General features: G+C 64.7%; 21 protein-coding genes. 10 read left to right on the plus strand and 11 right to left on the minus strand.

Translation table 11 applies throughout. The annotated features are described in order from the left end of the window. Positions 1 to 3: 3 nt before the first annotated feature. The 3 genes from ACY34H_RS17890 to guaB form a co-directional block, all read right to left on the minus strand. Entirely contained in the window at positions 4 to 1215 is a 1212-nt protein-coding gene (locus tag ACY34H_RS17890; protein WP_464975433.1) for an ISL3 family transposase, read from the minus strand. A gap of 193 nt (positions 1216 to 1408) precedes the next feature. Beyond that, positions 1409 to 3019 (minus strand): glutamine-hydrolyzing GMP synthase, encoded by a 1611-nt coding sequence (gene guaA, locus ACY34H_RS17895; RefSeq protein ID WP_464978826.1) that lies wholly within the window; start codon positions 3017 to 3019, stop codon positions 1409 to 1411. 121 nt (positions 3020 to 3140) lie between these two features. Then, positions 3141 to 4601 (minus strand): IMP dehydrogenase, encoded by a 1461-nt coding sequence (gene guaB, locus ACY34H_RS17900; RefSeq protein ID WP_131145311.1) that lies wholly within the window; start codon positions 4599 to 4601, stop codon positions 3141 to 3143. A 143-nt stretch (positions 4602 to 4744) separates the two neighbouring features. Between guaB and ACY34H_RS17905 the strand changes: the two genes are divergently transcribed. The 3 genes from ACY34H_RS17905 (at position 4745) to ACY34H_RS17915 (ending at position 6674) form a co-directional block, all read left to right on the plus strand. After that, positions 4745 to 5260, plus strand: coding sequence for a DUF4124 domain-containing protein (locus ACY34H_RS17905; RefSeq protein ID WP_464978827.1), 516 nt, complete (start codon positions 4745 to 4747; stop codon positions 5258 to 5260). A 103-nt stretch (positions 5261 to 5363) separates the two neighbouring features. Then, the gene (locus ACY34H_RS17910; protein ID WP_464978828.1) at positions 5364 to 5696 is read left to right on the plus strand and encodes a helix-turn-helix domain-containing protein; all 333 of its coding nucleotides are present in this window, start codon (positions 5364 to 5366) and stop codon (positions 5694 to 5696) included. Between the two features lie 96 nt (positions 5697 to 5792). Continuing rightward, positions 5793 to 6674, plus strand: coding sequence for a hypothetical protein (locus ACY34H_RS17915; RefSeq protein WP_464978829.1), 882 nt, complete (start codon positions 5793 to 5795; stop codon positions 6672 to 6674). On the opposite strand, the gene ACY34H_RS17920 is transcribed toward ACY34H_RS17915, so the two are convergent. Together ACY34H_RS17920 and ACY34H_RS17925 are read right to left on the minus strand one after the other, a co-directional pair. Further along, a complete protein-coding gene (locus ACY34H_RS17920; protein ID WP_464979048.1) occupies positions 6605 to 6907 on the minus strand; it encodes an RnfH family protein in 303 nt (100 codons plus the stop codon). The two genes, ACY34H_RS17915 and ACY34H_RS17920, sit on opposite strands and share 70 nt — an antisense overlap. A 16-nt stretch (positions 6908 to 6923) precedes the next feature. After that, positions 6924 to 7355, minus strand: coding sequence for a type II toxin-antitoxin system RatA family toxin (locus tag ACY34H_RS17925; RefSeq protein ID WP_137313368.1), 432 nt, complete (start codon positions 7353 to 7355; stop codon positions 6924 to 6926). A 112-nt stretch (positions 7356 to 7467) separates the two neighbouring features. Between ACY34H_RS17925 and smpB the strand changes: the two genes are divergently transcribed. From smpB to ACY34H_RS17945, 4 genes are all read left to right on the plus strand, one after another. Further along, a complete protein-coding gene (gene smpB, locus ACY34H_RS17930; protein ID WP_130188867.1) occupies positions 7468 to 7917 on the plus strand; it encodes an SsrA-binding protein SmpB in 450 nt (149 codons plus the stop codon). Positions 7918 to 8164: 247 nt separating this feature from the next. Continuing rightward, positions 8165 to 8842: a hypothetical protein gene (locus ACY34H_RS17935; protein ID WP_464978830.1), complete on the plus strand. Its 678-nt coding sequence runs from the start codon at positions 8165 to 8167 to the stop codon at positions 8840 to 8842. Beyond that, the gene (locus ACY34H_RS17940; RefSeq protein ID WP_464978831.1) at positions 8842 to 9387 is read left to right on the plus strand and encodes a FlgO family outer membrane protein; all 546 of its coding nucleotides are present in this window, start codon (positions 8842 to 8844) and stop codon (positions 9385 to 9387) included. The genes ACY34H_RS17935 and ACY34H_RS17940 overlap by 1 nt, the downstream gene beginning before the upstream one ends. 48 nt (positions 9388 to 9435) lie before the next feature. After that, positions 9436 to 10011, plus strand: coding sequence for a DUF1349 domain-containing protein (locus ACY34H_RS17945; RefSeq protein ID WP_464978832.1), 576 nt, complete (start codon positions 9436 to 9438; stop codon positions 10009 to 10011). Here the strand turns inward: ACY34H_RS17945 and ACY34H_RS17950 are convergent. The 6 genes from ACY34H_RS17950 to ppsA form a co-directional block, all read right to left on the minus strand. Next, positions 10004 to 10834, minus strand: coding sequence for an NAD-dependent protein deacetylase (locus ACY34H_RS17950; RefSeq protein ID WP_464978833.1), 831 nt, complete (start codon positions 10832 to 10834; stop codon positions 10004 to 10006). The genes ACY34H_RS17945 and ACY34H_RS17950 overlap by 8 nt on opposite strands. Positions 10835 to 11029: 195 nt before the next feature. Then, positions 11030 to 12163 (minus strand): hypothetical protein, encoded by a 1134-nt coding sequence (locus ACY34H_RS17955; protein WP_464978834.1) that lies wholly within the window; start codon positions 12161 to 12163, stop codon positions 11030 to 11032. Positions 12164 to 12171: 8 nt separating this feature from the next. Beyond that, positions 12172 to 12594: a DUF4259 domain-containing protein gene (locus ACY34H_RS17960; RefSeq protein WP_464978835.1), complete on the minus strand. Its 423-nt coding sequence runs from the start codon at positions 12592 to 12594 to the stop codon at positions 12172 to 12174. A gap of 28 nt (positions 12595 to 12622) precedes the next feature. Then, on the minus strand, positions 12623 to 13570 hold the full coding sequence (locus ACY34H_RS17965) for an SPFH domain-containing protein (protein WP_464978836.1): 948 nt from the start codon (positions 13568 to 13570) through the stop codon (positions 12623 to 12625). A 19-nt stretch (positions 13571 to 13589) separates the two neighbouring features. Then, on the minus strand, positions 13590 to 14012 hold the full coding sequence (locus ACY34H_RS17970) for an NfeD family protein (protein ID WP_464978837.1): 423 nt from the start codon (positions 14010 to 14012) through the stop codon (positions 13590 to 13592). A 112-nt stretch (positions 14013 to 14124) separates the two neighbouring features. Beyond that, a complete protein-coding gene (gene ppsA, locus ACY34H_RS17975; protein ID WP_464978838.1) occupies positions 14125 to 16578 on the minus strand; it encodes a phosphoenolpyruvate synthase in 2454 nt (817 codons plus the stop codon). 167 nt (positions 16579 to 16745) lie between these two features. Between ppsA and ppsR the strand changes: the two genes are divergently transcribed. The 3 genes from ppsR to ACY34H_RS17990 all read left to right on the plus strand — a co-directional run bounded on the left by ppsR (position 16746) and on the right by ACY34H_RS17990 (position 19989). Then, on the plus strand, positions 16746 to 17585 hold the full coding sequence (ppsR, locus tag ACY34H_RS17980; RefSeq protein ID WP_464978839.1) for a posphoenolpyruvate synthetase regulatory kinase/phosphorylase PpsR: 840 nt from the start codon (positions 16746 to 16748) through the stop codon (positions 17583 to 17585). Between the two features lie 60 nt (positions 17586 to 17645). Next, positions 17646 to 18296, plus strand: coding sequence for a hypothetical protein (locus tag ACY34H_RS17985; RefSeq protein ID WP_464978840.1), 651 nt, complete (start codon positions 17646 to 17648; stop codon positions 18294 to 18296). A 97-nt stretch (positions 18297 to 18393) separates the two neighbouring features. Then, positions 18394 to 19989: a hypothetical protein gene (locus ACY34H_RS17990; protein ID WP_464978841.1), complete on the plus strand. Its 1596-nt coding sequence runs from the start codon at positions 18394 to 18396 to the stop codon at positions 19987 to 19989. The last annotated feature ends 4 nt before the right edge of the window (positions 19990 to 19993 follow it).

A 19993-nucleotide genomic window follows, 5' to 3' on the forward strand; every position in this document is an offset into this window, starting at 1 on the left:
GGTTCATCGCACTTTGCCGGGGAACGCATTCTTGATTTTCAAGAAGAAGTAGGATGCGTCCCGGAATCCGTAAGCCATGCGTTTGATCACTTTGATGCGATTGTTGACGCCTTCCAGGATGGATGAGTTCATCGGATAGATGGCCGAAGCCAAGATACCGCGCCGGTATTTGGCCAAGCGTTTAGCGAACTGGATCAGCGGTGCGATCTGGCTTTCCAGGGCGAGCTTGAGCCAGGTTTTCCATCGACGAGCACCTTCCCAGGCCGATGGCGCATACCAGATCTCTTTCAGTTCGGTCTTGAGCAGGTAGACCGTTGCCAAGGGCTGGTTGGCGGCGAGCAGTTCGTCAAGTTTGATCGCCTGGTCGGTTTTGAGATTGTCGCGATTACGCAGCAAAAGCCATCGGCTGCGCTTGATGACCTGACGGGCTTTTGGCTCTGCACGTAGTGCATTGGCTTGATCGACCCGTACCCGGTCAACGACTTCGCGGCCAAAACGGGCCACGACATGAAATAGGTCGTAGACCACCTCGGCATTGGGGCATTGCTGGCGCACTTCGAGATCCATAGCCGTGTTCATGTCCATCGCCACGGCTTCAATCCGCTGGCAGCCTTCCGGTCCCAGCATCTCGAAAAATGGCCGGATCGCTTCCCGGCTATTGCCTTCTCCAACCCACAATACGCGCATCCGTTCAGCATCGAGCGCGACAGTGGCATAGCGGTGTCCCTTGTGCAGGGCGAATTCGTCCATCACCAGGCGCCGTACACCCTCTGCTGAGAAGTCAGCATGCAAGTGCTTCAAGCGCCGATGATCGATCTCTTTGACGGTATGCCAGTGTAGGCCGGTCAGCCGGGCCACATGTGCTATCGGAAGCAGTTGCGCCAGCGCCTCGACCCACAGGCGCACACGATGCGTAATGCGTGAACGCCGGTCAAGCCAGACAATGTGCTCGGCAACCCGTGCATTACAGTGATGGCAGTCCAGTCGCCGCACTGGCACATCAAGCCAGACGCGTTTGTCCAGAATATCGCGGTCGCGCACCTTGCGTCTTCGGCGCTCATGCACCAAGGCGCAAGGCTGGCGGCACGACCCACACAAAGCATCACTTGTCGGACAGGGTTCGAGAACGATCAGCAGGGAACCGTCTTTCTGTTCTTGGACGGAGTCGAGAATATGGCCTTCCCAAAACGGGAGAGACGACATAGCATTGAGCATGGCGGTGGTTTGAAAGATTGACTTGTTTGGCGACTATCAATCTACCAACTTCAGACCCCCGCCACCACTTCCTGCTCAGATCGTCAATCCCGTCTTCCCCCATTCCCCGCGAAGAACCTAAAAAAAGCCCCTGAAATCAGGGGCTTAGTCTTGTTGAGTTGCCTGTCAATGCCTGAGCATTCAGGCTAGCTCATCATTCCCACTCAATCGTCGCCGGCGGCTTCCCGGAAATGTCATACACGACACGATTGAGACCCCGCACCTCATTGATGATGCGATTGGACACGCGGCCGAGCAGCTCGTGCGGCAGATGCGCCCAATGCGCCGTCATGAAGTCCTGCGTCTGCACGGCACGCAGCGCCACCACGTAGTCGTACGTCCGGCCATCGCCCATCACGCCCACCGACTTCACCGGCAGGAACACGGCAAACGCCTGCGACGTGGCTTCGTACCAGTTGCGCGGTGCGCCATCCTGGTCGAAGCCCGGCACCACGACCGCTTCGTACGGCGTGTTGCGCAGTTCCTCGATGAAGATCGCGTCGGCGCGGCGCAGCAGGTCGGCGTATTCCTTCTTCACTTCGCCGAGGATGCGCACGCCCAGGCCCGGGCCGGGGAACGGGTGGCGATAAACCATCTCGTACGGCAGGCCGAGCGCGACGCCCAGCTTGCGCACTTCGTCCTTGAACAGTTCGCGCAGCGGTTCCAGCAGCTGCAGCTTCATGTGTTCGGGCAGGCCCCCCACGTTGTGGTGGCTCTTGATCGTCTGGCCCTTCTTGCCCTTGCCGGCCGATTCGATGACGTCCGGGTAGATGGTGCCCTGCGCCAGCCATTTCGCGTTGGTCAGCTTGGCCGATTCGGCATTGAATACTTCGACGAATTCACGGCCGATGATCTTGCGCTTCTGTTCCGGGTCGGTCACGCCGGCCAAGTGGCCCATGAACTGGTCGACCGCGTCGATGCGGATGACTTTCACGCCCAGGTTCTTGGCGAACATGTCCATCACCATTTCGCCTTCGTTCAGGCGCAGCAGGCCATGGTCGACGAACACGCAGGTCAGCTGGTCGCCGATGGCGCGGTGGATCAGCGCGGCGGCCACCGACGAATCGACGCCGCCGGACAGGCCCAGGATCACTTCATCGGTGCCCACCTGGGCGCGGATCTTCTCGACGGCTTCGGAGATGTAGTCCGGCATGTTCCAGTCGGACTTGCAGCCGCAGATCTCGTGCACGAAGCGGCCCAGCATGGCCTTGCCCTGCACGGTGTGCGTCACTTCCGGGTGCCATTGCACGGCGAAGAACTTGCGCTCCTCATCGGCCATGCCGGCGATCGGGCAGCTCTCGGTCGAGGCCATCAGCTTGAAGCCCGGCGGCATGTCCAGCACCTTGTCGCCGTGGCTCATCCACACCTTCAGCATGCCGTGGCCTTCGTGCGTGACGAAGTCGTTGATGCCGTTCAGGAGCGACGTGTGGTTGCGGGCGCGCACCTCGGCGTAGCCGAATTCACGCACCAGGCCGTTTTCCACCTTGCCGCCCAGCTGCGCGGCCATCGTCTGCATGCCGTAGCAGATGCCCAGCACCGGCACGCCCAGTTCGAACACGGCCTGCGGCGCGCGCGGCGAATCGCCTTCCAGCGTGGAGTTGTGGCTGCCGGAGAGGATCACGCCGGAAGCGCCGTAGTTGCGGACGAATTCTTCCGACACGTCGTACGGATAGACCTCGGAGAACACGCCGGCGTCGCGCACGCGGCGCGCGATCAGCTGGGTCACCTGGGAACCGAAGTCGATGATGAGGATCTTGGAGTGCATGTTTTGGCTTTACTGAACTAGGGGGAACCGGGACTGAAAGGAGAGACGCTGAACGAAGCAGAAAGAAGCGGAAAGAAGCGAGACGCCGGCGCTGTCGAGCGCCGGCGTTTCAGGGAGACGCTTATTCCGAACGGTAGTTCGGCGCTTCCTTGGTGATCTGCACGTCGTGCACGTGCGATTCGCGCATGCCGGCGGACGTGATCTCGACGAATTCCGCTTTCTCGCGCAGTTCGTCGATGGTGGCGCAGCCGCAGTAGCCCATCGACTGGCGCACGCCGCCCACCAGCTGGAAGATGATCGCCAGTACCGAGCCTTTGTAGGCCACGCGGCCTTCGATGCCTTCGGGGACGAACTTGTCGGCCTTGGCGGAGGCTTCCTGGAAGTAGCGGTCTGCCGAGCCTTCGGCCATCGCACCCAGCGAACCCATGCCGCGGTAGGACTTGTACGAGCGGCCCTGGTACAGGATCACTTCGCCCGGCGCTTCCTCGGTGCCGGCGAACATGGAGCCCATCATCACGGTCGACGCGCCGGCGGCCAGCGCCTTGCTGATGTCGCCCGAGAAGCGGATACCGCCGTCGGCGATGCAGGGCACGCCCGTGCCTTCCAGCGCCTGCGCCACGTTCGAGATCGCGGTGATCTGCGGCACGCCCACGCCGGCCACGATACGGGTGGTGCAGATCGAGCCGGGGCCGATGCCGACTTTCACCGCATCCGCGCCGTATTCGACCAGCGCCTTGGCGGCGGCCGCGGTGGCGATGTTGCCGCCGATGACGTCCACATGCGGATACTTCGTCTTGATGTACTTCACGCGGTCGAGGATGCCCTGGGAGTGGCCATGCGCCGTATCCACCACCAGCACGTCGACGCCGGCTGCCACCAGCAGGTCGATGCGTTCCTCGTCCTTCGCGCCCACGCCCACCGCCGCGCCGACCAGCAGCTTGCCGTGCTGGTCCTTGGAGGCGTTCGGGTGTTCGGTGGACTTTTGAATGTCTTTTACCGTGATCAGGCCGCGCAGCTCGAACGCTTCGTTGACGACGATCACGCGCTCCAGGCGGTGCTTGTTCATCAGGCGCTTGGCCTCGGCCGTGTCAGCCGTTTCGCTGACGGTCACCAGCTTTTCGCGCGGCGTCATCTTGGCGCGCACTTCGGCGTCCAGCTCTTCCTCGAACCGCAGGTCGCGGTTGGTGATGATGCCCACCACCTGGGCGCCTTCGACCACCGGGAAGCCGCTGATGCCGTGCTGTTCGGTCAGCTTGATCACGTCGCGGATCTTCATGTCCGGCGGAATGGTGATCGGGTCGCGCAGCACGCCGGCTTCAAAACGTTTGACTTTCGCCACCTCGCGGGCCTGGTCGGCCGGGCGCAGGTTCTTGTGGATGATGCCGATGCCGCCCTCCTGCGCCATCGCGATCGCCAGGCGGCCTTCGGTGACGGTATCCATCGCGGCCGACAGCAGCGGGATATTCAGCGAAATGTTGCGGGTCAGCTTGGTGCGGAGGGACGTATTGGCAGGCAGAACGTTCGAGTACGCGGGAACGAGGAGCACGTCATCGAACGTGAGTGCTTTTTGAAGAAGACGCATGGTAGATTTCCTATCGGCGCAAAAGTGAATTATACAGAAGTTGGCGCAATAAGTCCTTGCATTATGGAAAAGGTTGGCGCTTTCCCGATTGACACACGCGGGCGATCGCGGTCCAATCGCATAAATTCTGCACGGAAACAATCATGACAAAACAAAGGCAATGGATTCTGGGTGCCCTGCTGGTGGCATGCTGCACAGGGGCGCAGGCGCAATGGGAGTGGAAGGACGCCAACAATGTGCGGCACCTGTCCGACCAGCCGCCGCCGCCGTCGGTGCCGCCGTCGCGCATCCTGAAAGCCCCACGCGGGCAGATGCCCGACCTCCGCAAGGAACTGGCCGGGCAGCCGCCGGGTGCGGCCGCCCCCGCGCCGGCAGCGCAGCAGACAGCCGCGCCGTCCGCCGCCGAGCGCAATGCCGAGTTCAACCGGCGCCGCGGCGAGGCGGCCCGGCAGGCCGAGCAAGCTGCCGTGCAGGCGAAGAACAAGGCGGCCAGCGCGGCGGCCTGCGACGACGCCCGGTCGAACCTGCGCCTGCTGGAATCGGGCATCCGCATCGCCACCGCCGACGGGAGTGGCGGGCAGGCGTTCCTGGACGACGCGCAGAAGGCCGAGCAGGTGCGGCGCAATCGCGACACGCTGGCCACACATTGCCCGCAATAAAGTTTGACCACGCACAAGATTGCCCATCAAAGCCGCGGCCGCCTCGACGATATAAGCCAGACTACGCGAAGCCTTATCCGTTGAACCGACCAGCGAGCAAACCATGAATGCTTTCACGAACGTGCAGATCATTAACGGCCCCAACGGGGAACCCGTGTATGTCGTCATTCCCTACTCCACCTACATGCAGACCCAGTCGCGCCACAAGGATTCCGACGTGCCCCACCAGGTGGTGGGCATGATCGCCGAAAACGCCTGGACGCCGGCGCGCGCGTGGCGCGAATACCTGGGCCTGACGCAACTGGAAGTAGCGACCCGCATGGGCATCAGCCAGCCCGCCTACGCGCAGCAGGAAGCGGGACTGCGGCCACGCCGCTCCACCCGCGAACGCATCGCGGTGGCGCTAAGCATCGCGCCGCGCATGCTGGATTTATAAGGTTGGCGTTTTTGTACAACGGGCGTCGAAGAGTCCGTGTGGGCCCGGGCGCACGTGCTAAGCTGGATGGATCCACCAGCCAGCAGCGAGGCCCCCATGAAGCGCCCGTCATTGCTATACGCCGCGTTGTCCGCCGCGGCGTTTCTTTCCGCCATCCCTGCCACCGCGCCCGCCGCTGAAGCCGGCGCGTCGCTCGGCCCGATCACCTTCATCCTCGTCGATCTCGACCCTGCCGATGGCATCGACCCGTCGATGACGTTTACCGGCACGTCGGGCAGCGCTGTCGCCCCCGCCGCAGCCAGCTACCTGGCGCTCGGCGACGATGTCACGGAAACGGCGGTGCCGACCTGGACGGATCCCGCCCCCATCGAGCATGCCGTCGAACGCAGTACCGCGCAGCGGAGTGCCATGGCGCAATTCAGCCTCACGGGCCGCGCATCGCCCACCGGCGCGATGCTGACGGCCGCGGCGCAAACGCAGGTGCTGGTGGCCGACCCCGGGCTGCGCGCCTTCAGCCGGATCGCGGGCGATACCGGCGAGACGGCGTTCACGCTGCCGGCCAATACGGCTGTCCTGTTCAGCGTGCCATACGATGTCAGCCTGTCGACCGAGCCGCCGCCTGGCGCCGGCGAGCGGCTGGAGGCGGGCGCAGCGGAGGTATGGCTGCGCGTGACCGGCCTTGGCGATGCTTATGACGAGATACGCTGGCTGAATCACGTGCCGGACGGCACGGGCTTCCTGGAGGTGGCGGTGGAAAACCGCGGCGGCTTCGAACAGGGCGGCACGTTCGCCTATGGCGCCGGCCTCCAGCTTGAATCCATCACGCCGGTGCCGGAGCCCGGCATGCTGCCGATGCTCGGCGCCGGGCTGGCATTGCTGGCGGCGGCCGCTGGCCGCCGGGCAGGTGCTCAGGTGGTCTGGTCGCGTTTGGCACGCCGCCGCCGCGCATCCTTCGGGTCGGCGATCAGCGGCCGGTAGATTTCAATACGGTCGCGCGGCTGCAGCACGGTATCGAGCGTTTTCTTCTTGCCGTAGATTCCCACCGGCATCGTGACGAGATTGATTTCCGGCGCTTCCTCGAGGATGCCGGAAAGCTCGATGGCCTGGCCGATCGTCGTGCCGGCCTCGACGTCGAGCGCACGCAGGATCGGCACGGCGTCCCGATCAGCCGCCGGGGCGTAGCTCAGCGACACCTTGATGCGCTCGGCCATGGTCTCAGCCCGAGTCTCAGCCATAGACCGTTTCGGCGCGCTTGCAGAAGGAATCAACCATGCTGTTGGCGATCATGCCGAACACGGGGCCGATCACCTGCTCGAGCAGGCGGCTCGAGAATTCATATTGCAGGTCCAGTTCCACCTTGCAGGCATCGTCGCGCAGCGGCTTGAAGGTCCAGGTGCCGTGCAGCGTCTTGAACGGGCCGTCGACCAGGTTCATCTTGATCGCGGTGGGCGGCGTGTTCACGTTCGACGTGGTGAAGCTTTGCTTGACACCATGGAAATTGATGCCCACCGACGCGACCACCGAGTTCTCGCCCCGCTCCCGCACTTCCACGCCGCCACACCAGGGCAGGAATTTGGGATAATCCTCCACCCGGTCCACCAGGTCGAACATTTGCCGTGCGCTGTATCCAAGGAATACCGATTTGTGTACTACCGCCATTTTTTAACCGTTTTTAATCGATTGATATCGTTTGATATCATGTTGGACAAATCGCGCCCCGGCGCGAATGAAGTCCGTAGTTTAACCGACCCGCGCAACCCACACATTTCACATGACCATTGCAGATAACCGCAAAGCCTTTCACGACTACTTCATCGAAGACCGCTACGAGGCGGGCATCGCGCTCGAAGGCTGGGAAGTGAAGGCGATCCGCGATGCGCGCGTCCAGATCAAGGAAGCTTACGTTACGATCCGCGATAACGAACTGTACCTGTTTGGCGCGCATATCAGCGCACTGCCCACCGCTTCCACCCATATCCACCCGCAAGCGGTGCGTACCCGCAAATTGTTGCTGCACCGCCAGGAAATCGACAAGCTGATCGGCAAAGTCGAGCGTTCCGGCTACACGCTGGTACCGCTGAACCTGCACTTCAAGGGCGGGCGCATCAAGTGCGAGATCGGCCTTGCCAAAGGCAAGAAGCAGCACGACAAGCGCGCCTCCGAGAAGGATCACGACGCCAAGCGCGAAGTGCAGGCGGCGATGAAGCAGAACCGGCGCTGACCCGGCGCCAGGCCCGTGCCGGCAGAACCGCCGACCTGTTGCGGCGGCCGGCCGCCGATGTCCCGCGCTGTTGCGAAGAAACCAGTGACAGGCTCCGATTTCCGGGAAACATTGCAAAATAACCGGAGCCTGTCACCGGTTTTCACCACGCTCCAGCGTCGCAATGCTGCCACGGCACGGTGCGCGCAATTTCCGTACAGCAATGGCGCGTGATACACTTTCCCGGCTAATCACTCCGGGTCGTTCCATGCTTGCCAAACTCGCCACCGCCACCGCCCTCGCCGCCGCCCTGGCCGGCTGCGCCGTTCCGTATTCCCCTGCTCCGCTGGCCACCAATTTCCCGACCGCGCGGCAGGAAAAACTGCAGGCAGCATCGCACTGGAACGCGGTGGCCGATCACATCGAGCAGCGCGTCGTGACGGAGATGCGGAAGCATCCGCAGCGCCCGTTCCATATCGCCGAGGACAAGGACGCCTCGCCGTTCAAGCGTGCCGTCACCAACCAGGTCATCACGTCGCTGGTCAAGGATGGCTTTGTCGTGGCGCGTGCGCCGGCCGGCGCGTGGAAGGTGGAGCTGGACATCCAGGCCGTCACCTTCACGCCGAACCGGCCGCAATACCGGTATTCCGGCGCGCACACCGCGATTGCCAATGGCGCCTGGGTACTCTCCGATATCGATCCCACCGTGGGGCTCATCGCGCTGGCCGGCGCCGGCGATGCCTACCACTGGTTCCATAGCCAGTTCGCCAAGGGGGCCGCGCCGAAGACGGAAATCATCGTCACGCTGTCGGTCGGCGACCAGTTCCGCTACCATGCCCGTTCCACGTCCGCCTACTACGTGGCCGATACCGACCGCGCGCTGTATGGCATCAAGGAAGAGGACACGCAATTGACCAAGGTATTCCAAGTGCAGGGAGGCCGCTGATGCGCGCCGCGGCCCTGGCCCTGTCGGCTGCCGTCGCCCTGCTGGCGGGCTGCGCCGCCACGCCGCCGAAGGAAGAAGCGAATTACGCCACGCTGTCGTCGAACCAGTTCGTCAGCGCCAACTACCAGGCGGCCGATGCGCTGCTGGCCCAGCTGAGCGGCAAGCTGGCGGCGGACAAGCCGCTGATCATGGCGACCATCGTCAACATCGATGCGCTGGACCAGACGTCCACGCTGGGCCGGCTGATCTCGGAACAGGTGTCCACCCGCATGGCGCAGGGCGGCATGAAGATGCTGGAAATGAAGCTGCGCAACTCGGTCTACCTGAAGCGCAACCAGGGCGAGCTGATGCTGACGCGCGAGATCGGCGAAGTAGCGCAGAACCATAATGCCCAGGCGGTCGTGGTCGGCTCGTATGCGGAAACCAGCGACATGGTGTTCATCAACGTCAAGGTTGTCCAGCCGCAAAGCAACTTCGTGCTGGCCGGGCACGACTACGTGCTGCAGAAGGAAGGCATCGTGCGGTCGATGCTGCTGCAGCGCTGACAGGCCATTGGCAGCTATAGTGGCGCTTTCGACAACGGGAGCCCACCCATGTTTGACCGCTGCACCTGGCTGAACGAGCCACCCGCTTACCGTATCGACGGCCGCACGCTGCATGCCGAGACCGGCGACCGGACTGATTTCTGGCGCATCACCAGCTATGGTTTCATTCGCGACAACGGCCACTTCTTCGGCCAGCCGGTGGCGGCGCCGTTCACCGCCCAGGTACGCGTGCACGCCGACTTTACCGAATTGTATGACCAGGCCGGCCTGATGGTGCGTATCGGCGAACGGCGGTGGCTGAAAGCGGGTGTCGAGTTCTCCGACGGGCAACCGATGTTGAGCACGGTGCTGACGAACGAATTGTCGGACTGGGCCACCATGCCGGCGCCGCCGCTGCCGGACGGCTTCTGGCTGCGCATCACCGTGGACGGTGGCGCCATCCGCGTGCAGTACTCGGCCGATGGCCTGGCATGGCCGTTGCTGCGGCTGGCGCCGTTTCCCGTCGCGCAGCAGTACCTCGTCGGGCCGATGTGCTGCACGCCGCAGCGCGCCGGGCTGGCCGTGCGCTTCAGCGGCTTCACGGTCGGCCCCGCGCTGGGCAAGGACCTGCACGACCTCACGTAACGGCGAACAGCCCCGCCACCGCCGGCAACACTTCCTGCGCCGGCAGTGCCAGCTTCAGCGAAATCAGCTCGTCGGCACGGGTCTTCCCCGCATTGACGGCGGCGATCGGCTTGCCGGCCGCGGCGGCCAGCTTGCAGAAGCGATACCCCGAGAACACCATCAGCGACGAGCCGACGACCAGCAAGGCGTCGGCCTCGTCCATCCATTGCAGCGCGTGGCGGGTGCGCTCGGCGGGAATGTTATCGCCGAAGAAAACCACGTCCGGCTGCAGCGTGCCGCCGCACGCCTCGCAATGCGGCACGACGAAGGTCTCGAGCGATTCCGGCTCGACCTGCGCATCGCCATCCGGCAACGGCTGGGCAAGCACGCTGCCCAGCGCGGGATTGTCGCGCAGCAGGCGCTGCTGCAGCTCGGCGCGCTGCTGGCGGCGCTCGCAGGCCAGGCAGCGCACCGTGTGGATATTGCCGTGCAACTCGATCAGGCGCGCGGTGCCGGCGCGCTGGTGCAGGCCGTCCACGTTCTGCGTGATCACCTGGCCAACCCGGCCCGCCGCCTCCAGCGACGCCAGTGCGCGATGCCCGGCATTCGGCTCGGCGCGTGCCAGCGTCGGCCAGCCCACCATGCTGCGCGCCCAGTAGCGGCGGCGCAGCGCATCACTGCCGCGAAACTCCGGCCCCTGCACCGGCGGCTTGCCGCGCCGCACGCCTTCCTCGTCGCGATAACCGGGAATGCCCGACGCGGTGGACAGCCCCGCCCCCGTCAGCACGAGCACGTTGCGGTGGCGGTCGAGAAACTCGGCCAGCTGGTCGATCGATTCGTTCATGGCGTTCCACACTCCGAAAGTCCCCATGTGAGGCCGATCCGCGCAACTCCAAGGCAACAAAGTGTTTCCAGAAACCGGGGTCAGACCCCGATTCCTGGAAATATTTCCTGGGATTGGGGTCAGACCCCGGTTTTCGGAAATGTTTCCTGAGATTGGGGTCTGACCCCGGTTTTTGGAAACTCGGTTTTCGGTAACTTATTGGTTCTCGCGGAAGCGCAGGGTGTTGATCAGCGTGTTGGTGGTGTCGATGTCGGCCAGCGCTTCGCCGGAGATGCGCAGCAGGCTGCGTTCGCGCAGGCGCAGCAGTTCGTCGATCAGCTGCGTGGCGGGCATGGCGGCGAGTGCGAGTTCGATCGGCTGGACGCCTTCGTAGCTGCCATGGGTGGCGGATAGCGATGCCAGCAGCTGCCGGGCGGCGGCTTCGTCGAGCCGGCGCGGCGGCGGGGCTTTTTCGGACGGTGGCGAATCCGACAACTGCTGCACCAGCGTGTCGAAGCGCATGGCCGCCAGTTGCGGCCGCGTCTGCGCGTAGAACTGGCGCGCCTTGCCCTGCAGGCCGCGCGGGTCGAACGCCAGCAGCGCATCCCTGCCCTGCGGCCCGCCGGCGCGCAGCATGAACGTGGCGGCGCGCGCGAAGGTGTCGGCATCCGGGCTGTCCAGCAGCGCGGCCACGGCCGGCACGCTGTCCGGCGAGCCCACCCACATCAGCACTTCCAGCACGCGGTTGACGACGGCCGGATCGTCCAGCAGCCCGCGCAGGTGCTGCTCGGCGCGCGCGCTGTACTGGCCGTACAGGTAGATGCAGACGGACGTGGCATCGACGGTGTAGCCGTGCTGCGGCACCAGCACGGTGACGTCGCCGCGCAGGAATACCTTGTCGATCAGCGGGAACAGCCGGGGATCGCGGTCGGCGGCGCTGGCGTGGAGGAAGCGGAACAGTTGCTCGCCCTGCGTGCGGGGAACGATGCCGGCCGGGTCGATCGCCAGCAGCGCCCGCATCGACAGCGCACGGTCCGCGGGGTCGCCGAGCGCGCGCAGGAAGTAGCCGACATCGAGCAGCACCAGCTGGCTCGGTTGCGGCTTCTTCAGTTCCGCCGCCAGTTCGCGCCGCAGCACCGGCAGCGCGGCCGTCCGGTGGTTGCCGAACCAGCGCCAGGCGGCATCGAGATCGCGCCGCTGCTGCTGTGCTTCCTGCCCGGCGTTCGCCGCCGGCATCGCGCGCATGCGCGCCAGGCGGTCCAGGGTTTCCTGTTCCGGCGTCGCCGCCGCCGATGACACTGCCGCCAGGGCCAGCATCGCTGCCGCCATGACTTTCTTCAATACCGCCATGAAACTCCCTATCTGCCCTGCAGCCGCGCCTTCTGGTCTTCCACGGCGGCACGCCATGCGTCGAAATGCTCGCTATCCTGCCACAACTCGCGCAACGCCGAGCGCTCGGAAAGCACCAGGTCGAGTGCGCGCCCGGCCTTTTCCAGCAGATCGGCGCGCGGCTTGTACTTGGCCTTGACGACGTCGACCCACTCGTCGATCGCGGCCGAATCGTCGTCCTGCGCGCCGCCGCGGCCTTCCAGGCGCAGCAGCGTTTCCACGGCAGCCAGCCCTTCCTCGCCGTACGGCGCTTCCAGGTAGTCGCCATTCTCGGGGGACAGCACGTTGTCCAGCGTGTCGCCGATGAAGTACAGGTCGTTCGACTCGTGCAGGTCTTCCGCCCAGTCCTGTGCAACGTCGTTGCCGAATGGTCCAATTGCCCAAGTGCCCATGGTTGCTCCTCCTTGTTACAGCAAATGTCTACGACGGCGTGCGCACCACGCGCGCCGTCGTCTGCGTCTTCACGACCTGCATCGCGGTGGCGATCAGGCTGCTCATATCGCCCAGGTTGGCCGGCACGATCAGCGTATTGTTGGTCTTCGCCAGTTCGCGGAACGCATCCACGTACTGCTCGGCCACCTTCAGGTTGACCGCCTCTTCGCCACCCGGCAGTTCGATCGCCGAGCCCACCTGCCGCAGCGCCGACGCGGTGGCTTCGGCGATCGCGACGATGGCGGAAGCCTCGCCCTGGGCGCGGTTGATGGCCGCCTGCTTCTCGCCTTCGGAGCGGGCAATCGCCGCCTCGCGCTCGCCGGTGGCGATATTGATCTGTTCCTGCTTGCGCCCTTCCGAGGCGGCGATCAGCGCCCGCTTGCCCCGCTCGGCCGTGATCTGCGCCTGCATCGCGTGCAGGATGTCGGCCGGCGGCGTCAGGTCCTTGATTTCGTAGCGCAGCACTTTCACACCCCAGTTGGCGGCCGATTCGTCGATCGCATTGACGACCGTGGTGTTGATGTGATCGCGCTCCTCGAATGTCTTGTCGAGTTCCATGCGGCCGATCACGGAGCGCAGCGTGGTCTGCGCCAGCTGGGTGATGGCGGCAACGTAGTTCGACGCGCCGTACGAGGCGCGCATCGGGTCGGTCACCTGGAAGTACAGGATGCCGTCCACCTGCAGCTGCGTATTGTCCTTCGTGATGCATACCTGCGAGGGCACGTCGAGCGGGATCTCCTTCAGGATATGCTTGTAGGCGATGCGGTCGACGAACGGCACCACGATGTTCAGGCCGGGCGCCAGCGTCGCATGGTACTTGCCGAGCCGCTCGACCACCCACGCGTGCTGCTGCGGCACCACGTTGATGGTCTTGAAGACGAATACCAGCGCGACGATCAGGACGACCAGCGCCACGCCGCCGAAAGTGATTTCCATGAGTTCTCCGTTGTTATAGTTATCGGGCCGCGACGATGAGCCGGCTGCCGCGTACTTCGACGATGCGGAACGTGCCCGCCTGCGCCGCCGTGCCGGGCGACAGTTCCACATCCCACAACGCCCCGCGGTACATCACGCGCGCCGTGTTGCCGTCCCACTGCGGCACCTGCACCGGCTGGCCGATGTCCTGGTTCACGCTGGGGTCGCGCGACGCATGGACCTTCGCCGGCTCGTTGCGCCGGCGGCGGCGCAGCAGCACCGTTGCGATCACGGCGACCAGCGCGGCAGCCAGCATCTGGCCCGGCAGGTCGATGCGCAGCGAGGCCACCAGCGCCCCGGCCAGCGCGCCCAGCGCGACCATCAGCAGGTAGAAGGTGCCGCTGAACAGTTCCAGCGCCACCAGCACGCCGGCCGCGATGAGCCACATGATCCAGTCAGCCATCTGTCGTCTCCTGTGAAAGTAAAAACCCCCGCGGCCCTGGGAAGGACGGCGAGGGTTGGCGTAACGATAGAGCAATTTCGGGCTGTTGGGTAGGCTTACCTACCCGCGGCGCTTACTTCCGCAGCTCAGCCAGCTTCTGCCACGTATCGATCACCGAGTCCGGGTTCAGCGACATCGATTCGATGCCCTGCTCCATCAGCCATTCGGCCAGGTCCGGGTGGTCGGAAGGACCCTGGCCGCAGATGCCGATGTACTTGCCCTGCTTGCGGCAAGCCGAGATGGCCATCGACAGCAGCGCCTTCACGGCCGGGTCGCGTTCGTCGAAATCGGCGGCCAGCAGTTCCATGCCGGAGTCGCGGTCCAGGCCCAGCGTCAGCTGGGTCAGATCGTTCGAACCGATGGAGAAGCCATCGAAATATTCGAGGAACTGGTCGGCCAGCACCGCGTTCGACGGCACTTCGCACATCATGATCAGGCGCAGGCCGTTCTCGCCGCGCTTCAAGCCGTTCTTGGCCAGCAGCTCGACGACCTTCTGCGCCTGGCCCAGCGTGCGCACGAACGGCACCATCAGTTCGACGTTGGTCAGGCCCATGTCCTCGCGCACGCGCTTCATGGCCAGGCATTCCATGGTGAACGACTCGGCGAAGTCGGCGGAAATGTAGCGGGATGCGCCGCGGAAGCCCAGCATCGGGTTTTCCTCGTCCGGCTCGTAGCGCGAGCCGCCGATCAGCTTCTTGTACTCGTTCGACTTGAAGTCGGACAGGCGCACGATGACCGGCTTCGGCCAGAACGCCGCGGCGATCGTCGCCACGCCTTCGGCCAGCTTGTCGACATAGAACGCCTTCGGCGAAGCGTGGCCGCGCGCCACCGATTCCACGGCCTTCTTCAGGTCCGGGTCGATGTTCGGGTATTCCAGGATCGCCTTCGGGTGCACGCCGATGTTGTTGTTGATGATGAACTCCAGGCGGGCCAGGCCCACGCCGGCGTTCGGCACCTGCTGGAAGTCGAAGGCCAGCTGCGGGTTACCCACGTTCAGCATGATTTTCACCGGCAGCTTCGGCAGCTCGCCGCGCGCGACTTCGGAGATTTCCGTTTCCAGCAGGCCGTCGTAGATCTTGCCTTCGTCGCCTTCGGCGCACGACACGGTGACGAACGTGCCATCCTTCAGCAGCTCGGTTGCATCGCCGCAGCCGACCACCGCCGGCACGCCCAGTTCGCGGGCGATGATCGCCGCGTGGCAGGTACGCCCACCCCGGTTCGTCACGATCGCCGAAGCGCGCTTCATGACGGGTTCCCAGTTCGGGTCGGTCATGTCCGCCACCAGCACGTCGCCGGGCTGCACGCGTTCCATCTCCGAGGGGTCGCTGATGACGCGCACCGGGCCCGCGCCGATCTTCTGGCCGATCGCGCGGCCCGAGGTCAGCACGGTGCCGGTCGACTTCAGCTTGAAGCGCTGCTGCGCATCGGTGGCCTTCTGCTGCGACTTCACCGTTTCCGGGCGCGCCTGCAGGATGTAAAGCTTGCCGTCGCGGCCGTCCTTGCCCCACTCGATGTCCATCGGGCGGCCGTAGTGGCGCTCGATGATCACCGCGTACTTCGCCAGTTCGACCACTTCGGCGTCCGTCAGCGAATAGCGGTTGCGCAGCTCGATCGGCACGTCCACCGTCTTGACGGAACGGCCGGCCCGGGCTTCGCTGGTGAATTCCATCTTGATCAGCTTCGAGCCGATGTTGCGGCGGATGACGGGCGACTTGCCCAGCTCCAGCATCGGCTTGTGCACGTAGAATTCATCGGGATTCACGGCGCCCTGCACCACGGTTTCGCCCAGGCCGTAGCTGGAGGTGATGAAGACCACGTCCTTGAAACCGGACTCGGTATCGATCGTGAACATCACGCCGGCGGCGCCGGTATCCGAGCGCACCATGCGCTGCACGCCCGCTGACAGCGCTACCTCGGCATGCGTGAAACCCTTGTGGACACGGTAGGAAATGGCGCGGTCGTTGTACAGCGATGCAAACACGTGCTTCATTGCGTCGAGCACGTTGTCGATGCCGACCACGTTCAGGAAGGACTCCTGCTGGCCCGCGAACGACGCATCCGGCAGGTCTTCCGCGGTGGCCGAGGAACGCACGGCGAACGACACTTCGGTTTCCGAACCGGCCACCAGGTTGTCGTAGAACGTGCGGATTTCCTGCTCCAGCCGCGGCTGGAACGGCGTGTCGACGATCCACTGGCGGATTTCCGCGCCGGCCTGCGCCAGCGAACGCACGTCGTCCACGTTCAGGTCGGACAGGCGGCTGGCGATGCGGTCGGCCAGCGGCGCGCCGCCATCGACGGAATGGGAAAGGAAGTCGCGGAAAGCCTGGGCCGTGGTGGCGAAGCCGCCGGGAACCCGCACGCCGGCGCCGGCCAGCTGGCTGATCATTTCGCCGAGCGAGGCGTTCTTGCCGCCGACGGATTCCACGTCGGTCATGCGCAGGTGCTCGAACGAGGCCACGTACGTGCCGGCTTCGTTAACCTGCTCCTGGTCGGGAATGACAAGTGCTGCGTTGGACAAGTTGGTCATGATGATACCTTACTGATGATGGGAATCTGTTGGTCTCTCCGCAGGCTTGCCGCGCGGCTGCCGACATCTGGTTGTTATTCTTTGCGTCGTACAGCACAATCTGACCGTTGCCGGCCATTTTACAGCCTGTGGCAAAAATATACAGTTCACAATCAAAAGCTATTTTCATGACATCCGAACAACGCCCGACCTCCGCCCGCACCGTGTTCTTTGTTTCCGACGGCACCGGCATCACCGCAGAAACCTTCGGCCACTCCGTGCTGACGCAGTTCGAAATGCGTTTTCGGCAGATCCGCCTGCCGTTCATCGACACGATCGACAAGGCCCACGCCGCGGCCCGCAAGATCAACGAGGCCGCCATTTCGGACGGCCAGCGCCCGATCATTTTCAGCACGCTCGTGCAGGCCGAACTGTCGTCGGTGATCCGGCAATGCAGCGGCCTGCACATGGACCTGTTCCAGAGCTTCGTCGCGCCGCTGGAAGAAGAACTGGGCATGAAATCCACGCACACCATCGGCCGATCGCACAACATCGTCGACAGCGAGGAATACCGCAACCGCATCGAGGCGATCAATTTCTCGCTGGCGCACGACGACGGCCAGTCGCACAAGAACCTGGCCGAGGCGGACGTGATCCTGGTCGGCGTTTCCCGTTCGGGCAAGACGCCGACGTCGCTGTACCTGGCGATGCAGTACGGGATCAAGGCCGCCAACTACCCGCTGATCCCGGACGATTTCGAGCGCGGCAAGCTGCCCTCGGCGCTGTACGCATACAAGCCGAAGATCTTCGGCCTGACGATCACGCCGGAGCGGCTGACGGAAATCCGCAACGAGCGGCGCGCCGGCAGCAAGTACGCATCGATCGAGAACTGCCGCTACGAAGTCAACGAGGCGGAAAGCATGATGAAGCGCGAAGGCATCCGCTGGCTGTCGTCGACTACCAAGTCGATCGAGGAAATCTCCACCACCATCCTCCAGGAGATCAAGCCGAATCGCCGGGAGTATTGAGCCGGCAGCTCGGCAATACGGGGCGTGTATGATGAATCATCTCCTCCTGGAGGTGTCATCATGTACCTGCCCAACCAGCTGCTCTCCGCGGCACTAAAGGAAGCCGGCCTCGACCCGGCCGTAATCGACGACGTGCTCGACCGCATGGACGATGCCCAGTTCGAGGCCGCCACCGGCCTGCTGCTCACCGTCCTCGACAGCGAGGAAGCCGCGGGCCACGTGACCGCGTTCGATCCCGCCACCCACGAACCGCGCCGCCTGCACAGCGTGCTGTACGGCGGCGCCGGCAACGAGGAAGGCCGGCTGGTCGCCTTCAACTTCACCGAAACGTTCAAGGAAAGTTTTTTCCCGATCGCCGGCCTGGTCGCCACCTTCCTGGTGACCGGCCACCTGCAGCTGGGTAACGTGCCGCAGGCGGCCACGGCGCTGAAGGCGTTCTGGACCAACCTGGTGGTGCTGAAGCCGCCGCAGGACGACGATGCGATCGCCGTCGCCCGCGCCGTGGGCACGCTGGCGATGCGCGCCACGCACGCCTACAGCGAGCTGGCGCCTTCCTCGGCCGACATCGCCGCCGAGACCGGCCGTTCCGGCGGCGAGCTGGCGGCCGCGCTGCGGCGCCTGTGCGACGTGAAGGTATTGGCCAACGCGGAGTGGGCGGGCCAGCATGGCGACTACGCGCATCCGGACAACCGCTGGCAGCTCACGACATAGCCCGCTTCTAAGCCCGCTTCCTAGCCCACTTCCTAGCCCACTTTCTAGCCCACTTTTTAGCCCGCTTTTCATCACGCAACCGCACAGGGAGGCCGCCATGGCGGAACGCCTGTTCTTCTCCGCCGATGCGTCGCACCGCATCGGGTCGTTCGACCACGGACTCGGCCTCATCGACGTGTCGATGACGGACGAAGCCATCGAACTGCTGCGCAAACCGGCCACGGTGAGCGCCTACCGCAACGAACCGCTGCGCCTGAAGCGGCGCCTGCTGGAACTGACCAACTACGCACACGAGCACCGCCACTACCTCGACACGTTCGGCACGCTGTCCGGTATCGGCGTCTACGCGGCGCGCCTCGGCTGCATCGGCCGCTTCACGGACGTGGCGCTGCAGTTGCTGGTCGACGGTGTCGCCTGGCGCCTGCCGCTGTCGGCCTGGGCACGCGAGCCGGATTGTCCGCCACCGGTGCGGCGCCTGCTGCGCTTCGTCCGCTCGCACCGCATCGGCGCCGATTTCTTCTTCGGCGCGTATCCCCGCTTCACCGTTGCCGGGCACCGCAAGGAGGCCTGGCTGGATCTGCCGGTGCATCACGGCACGCCGGCACAGGCCCCGCAGGAACAGCATCCGCAGGATCAGGGCTACCACGTGCCGGCATTTCCGTTCTCGATGGCGATCGCGCGCCAGGGAGCCGGCGGCGAGCCGTCGGTCCGGCCGTTCACGGTGGTGTACCCGATCGGCTACGAGGCGCTGCTGGAAGGTACCGCGCAGGCGATGGCGCGCGAACTGGTCGAGACCATGTTCCCATCGGTGCCGTATGACTTCCTGGTGGAGCACCGCCAGGTCGGCCAGCACGACGAGAACGAAGACGACGAACACCGCTTCCAGCGCATCGCCGATGCGCTGCCGCCGTACAACGTGACGGACCTGCTGGTATCGAAGTACCTGCGCGGCCACGGCATCGACAAGTTCCCGCGCGAGCTGCTGCTGAAGCTGACCGACGCGGGGCTGGCCAGCGGCGGCCTGCAGCTGCGCGACGTCGACGACACCACCACCATGGCCCATATCCTGTGCCCGGCTCGCGCCTTCGTCGACCAGCTCGCGGAAACGCCGGCGCAGCGGCTGGGCCGCGGCGAGACCGATTTCCCGCAGGCTTGCCAGGACGCCTACGCGGGCCTGCTGGCCGCGATGCGCAAGGGCGGCGACTGGCAGACCGTGGCCAGGCCGGATGCGATCTACAGTGCCGTGAGAGTATGGGAAAGTTTTCTCGCGCAGAACGTGACGGTGCCGCTGCTGCAGAAGCGCATCGATACCGGCCACGCCTCGTTCCAGGTGCAGGACCAGGCGGTGCAGGAAATCTTCGACATGGGCCGGCCCTGCGTGCAGGTCTTCAACGGGAAGATCGAATTTCGCCACGTGCCGCCACCCGTGCAGACGGCGTGGGCGCGGCAGATGATGCTGGGCGAAATCACCCAGCAACTGTTCAACGATGCGACCACCTTCCTGTGTCCGCGCGCGAACCGGCTGCTGCCGGGCATGGACAGCGTCGACTTCGCGCATGGGCACTGCAACCGCAACGAGCGCCGCGGCTGCGGCAGCTGGGCACCGGGGCGCGATGCCGAGGTGCCGGACTGCATGTTCCGCGAATGCCTGGCGGCCTACGGTTTCATCGCAGGGCCGGGCAACGGCGCCTGAAGGA

The sequence above is a fragment of the Pseudoduganella sp. jia 9 genome, from assembly GCF_055502615.1.

What these genes read in the sequence shown, in the direction of transcription:
- ACY34H_RS17890 (WP_464975433.1), bottom strand. Translation starts at nt 1,215, where the DNA reads ATGCTCAATGCTATGTCGTCTCTCCCGTTTTGGGAAGGCCATATTCTC.
- guaA (WP_464978826.1), bottom strand. Translation starts at nt 3,019, where the DNA reads ATGCACTCCAAGATCCTCATCATCGACTTCGGTTCCCAGGTGACCCAG.
- guaB (WP_131145311.1), bottom strand. Translation starts at nt 4,601, where the DNA reads ATGCGTCTTCTTCAAAAAGCACTCACGTTCGATGACGTGCTCCTCGTT.
- ACY34H_RS17905 (WP_464978827.1), top strand. Translation starts at nt 4,745, where the DNA reads ATGACAAAACAAAGGCAATGGATTCTGGGTGCCCTGCTGGTGGCATGC.
- ACY34H_RS17910 (WP_464978828.1), top strand. Translation starts at nt 5,364, where the DNA reads ATGAATGCTTTCACGAACGTGCAGATCATTAACGGCCCCAACGGGGAA.
- ACY34H_RS17915 (WP_464978829.1), top strand. Translation starts at nt 5,793, where the DNA reads ATGAAGCGCCCGTCATTGCTATACGCCGCGTTGTCCGCCGCGGCGTTT.
- ACY34H_RS17920 (WP_464979048.1), bottom strand. Translation starts at nt 6,907, where the DNA reads ATGGCCGAGCGCATCAAGGTGTCGCTGAGCTACGCCCCGGCGGCTGAT.
- ACY34H_RS17925 (WP_137313368.1), bottom strand. Translation starts at nt 7,355, where the DNA reads ATGGCGGTAGTACACAAATCGGTATTCCTTGGATACAGCGCACGGCAA.
- smpB (WP_130188867.1), top strand. Translation starts at nt 7,468, where the DNA reads ATGACCATTGCAGATAACCGCAAAGCCTTTCACGACTACTTCATCGAA.
- ACY34H_RS17935 (WP_464978830.1), top strand. Translation starts at nt 8,165, where the DNA reads ATGCTTGCCAAACTCGCCACCGCCACCGCCCTCGCCGCCGCCCTGGCC.
- ACY34H_RS17940 (WP_464978831.1), top strand. Translation starts at nt 8,842, where the DNA reads ATGCGCGCCGCGGCCCTGGCCCTGTCGGCTGCCGTCGCCCTGCTGGCG.
- ACY34H_RS17945 (WP_464978832.1), top strand. Translation starts at nt 9,436, where the DNA reads ATGTTTGACCGCTGCACCTGGCTGAACGAGCCACCCGCTTACCGTATC.
- ACY34H_RS17950 (WP_464978833.1), bottom strand. Translation starts at nt 10,834, where the DNA reads ATGAACGAATCGATCGACCAGCTGGCCGAGTTTCTCGACCGCCACCGC.
- ACY34H_RS17955 (WP_464978834.1), bottom strand. Translation starts at nt 12,163, where the DNA reads ATGGCGGTATTGAAGAAAGTCATGGCGGCAGCGATGCTGGCCCTGGCG.
- ACY34H_RS17960 (WP_464978835.1), bottom strand. Translation starts at nt 12,594, where the DNA reads ATGGGCACTTGGGCAATTGGACCATTCGGCAACGACGTTGCACAGGAC.
- ACY34H_RS17965 (WP_464978836.1), bottom strand. Translation starts at nt 13,570, where the DNA reads ATGGAAATCACTTTCGGCGGCGTGGCGCTGGTCGTCCTGATCGTCGCG.
- ACY34H_RS17970 (WP_464978837.1), bottom strand. Translation starts at nt 14,012, where the DNA reads ATGGCTGACTGGATCATGTGGCTCATCGCGGCCGGCGTGCTGGTGGCG.
- ppsA (WP_464978838.1), bottom strand. Translation starts at nt 16,578, where the DNA reads ATGACCAACTTGTCCAACGCAGCACTTGTCATTCCCGACCAGGAGCAG.
- ppsR (WP_464978839.1), top strand. Translation starts at nt 16,746, where the DNA reads ATGACATCCGAACAACGCCCGACCTCCGCCCGCACCGTGTTCTTTGTT.
- ACY34H_RS17985 (WP_464978840.1), top strand. Translation starts at nt 17,646, where the DNA reads ATGTACCTGCCCAACCAGCTGCTCTCCGCGGCACTAAAGGAAGCCGGC.
- ACY34H_RS17990 (WP_464978841.1), top strand. Translation starts at nt 18,394, where the DNA reads ATGGCGGAACGCCTGTTCTTCTCCGCCGATGCGTCGCACCGCATCGGG.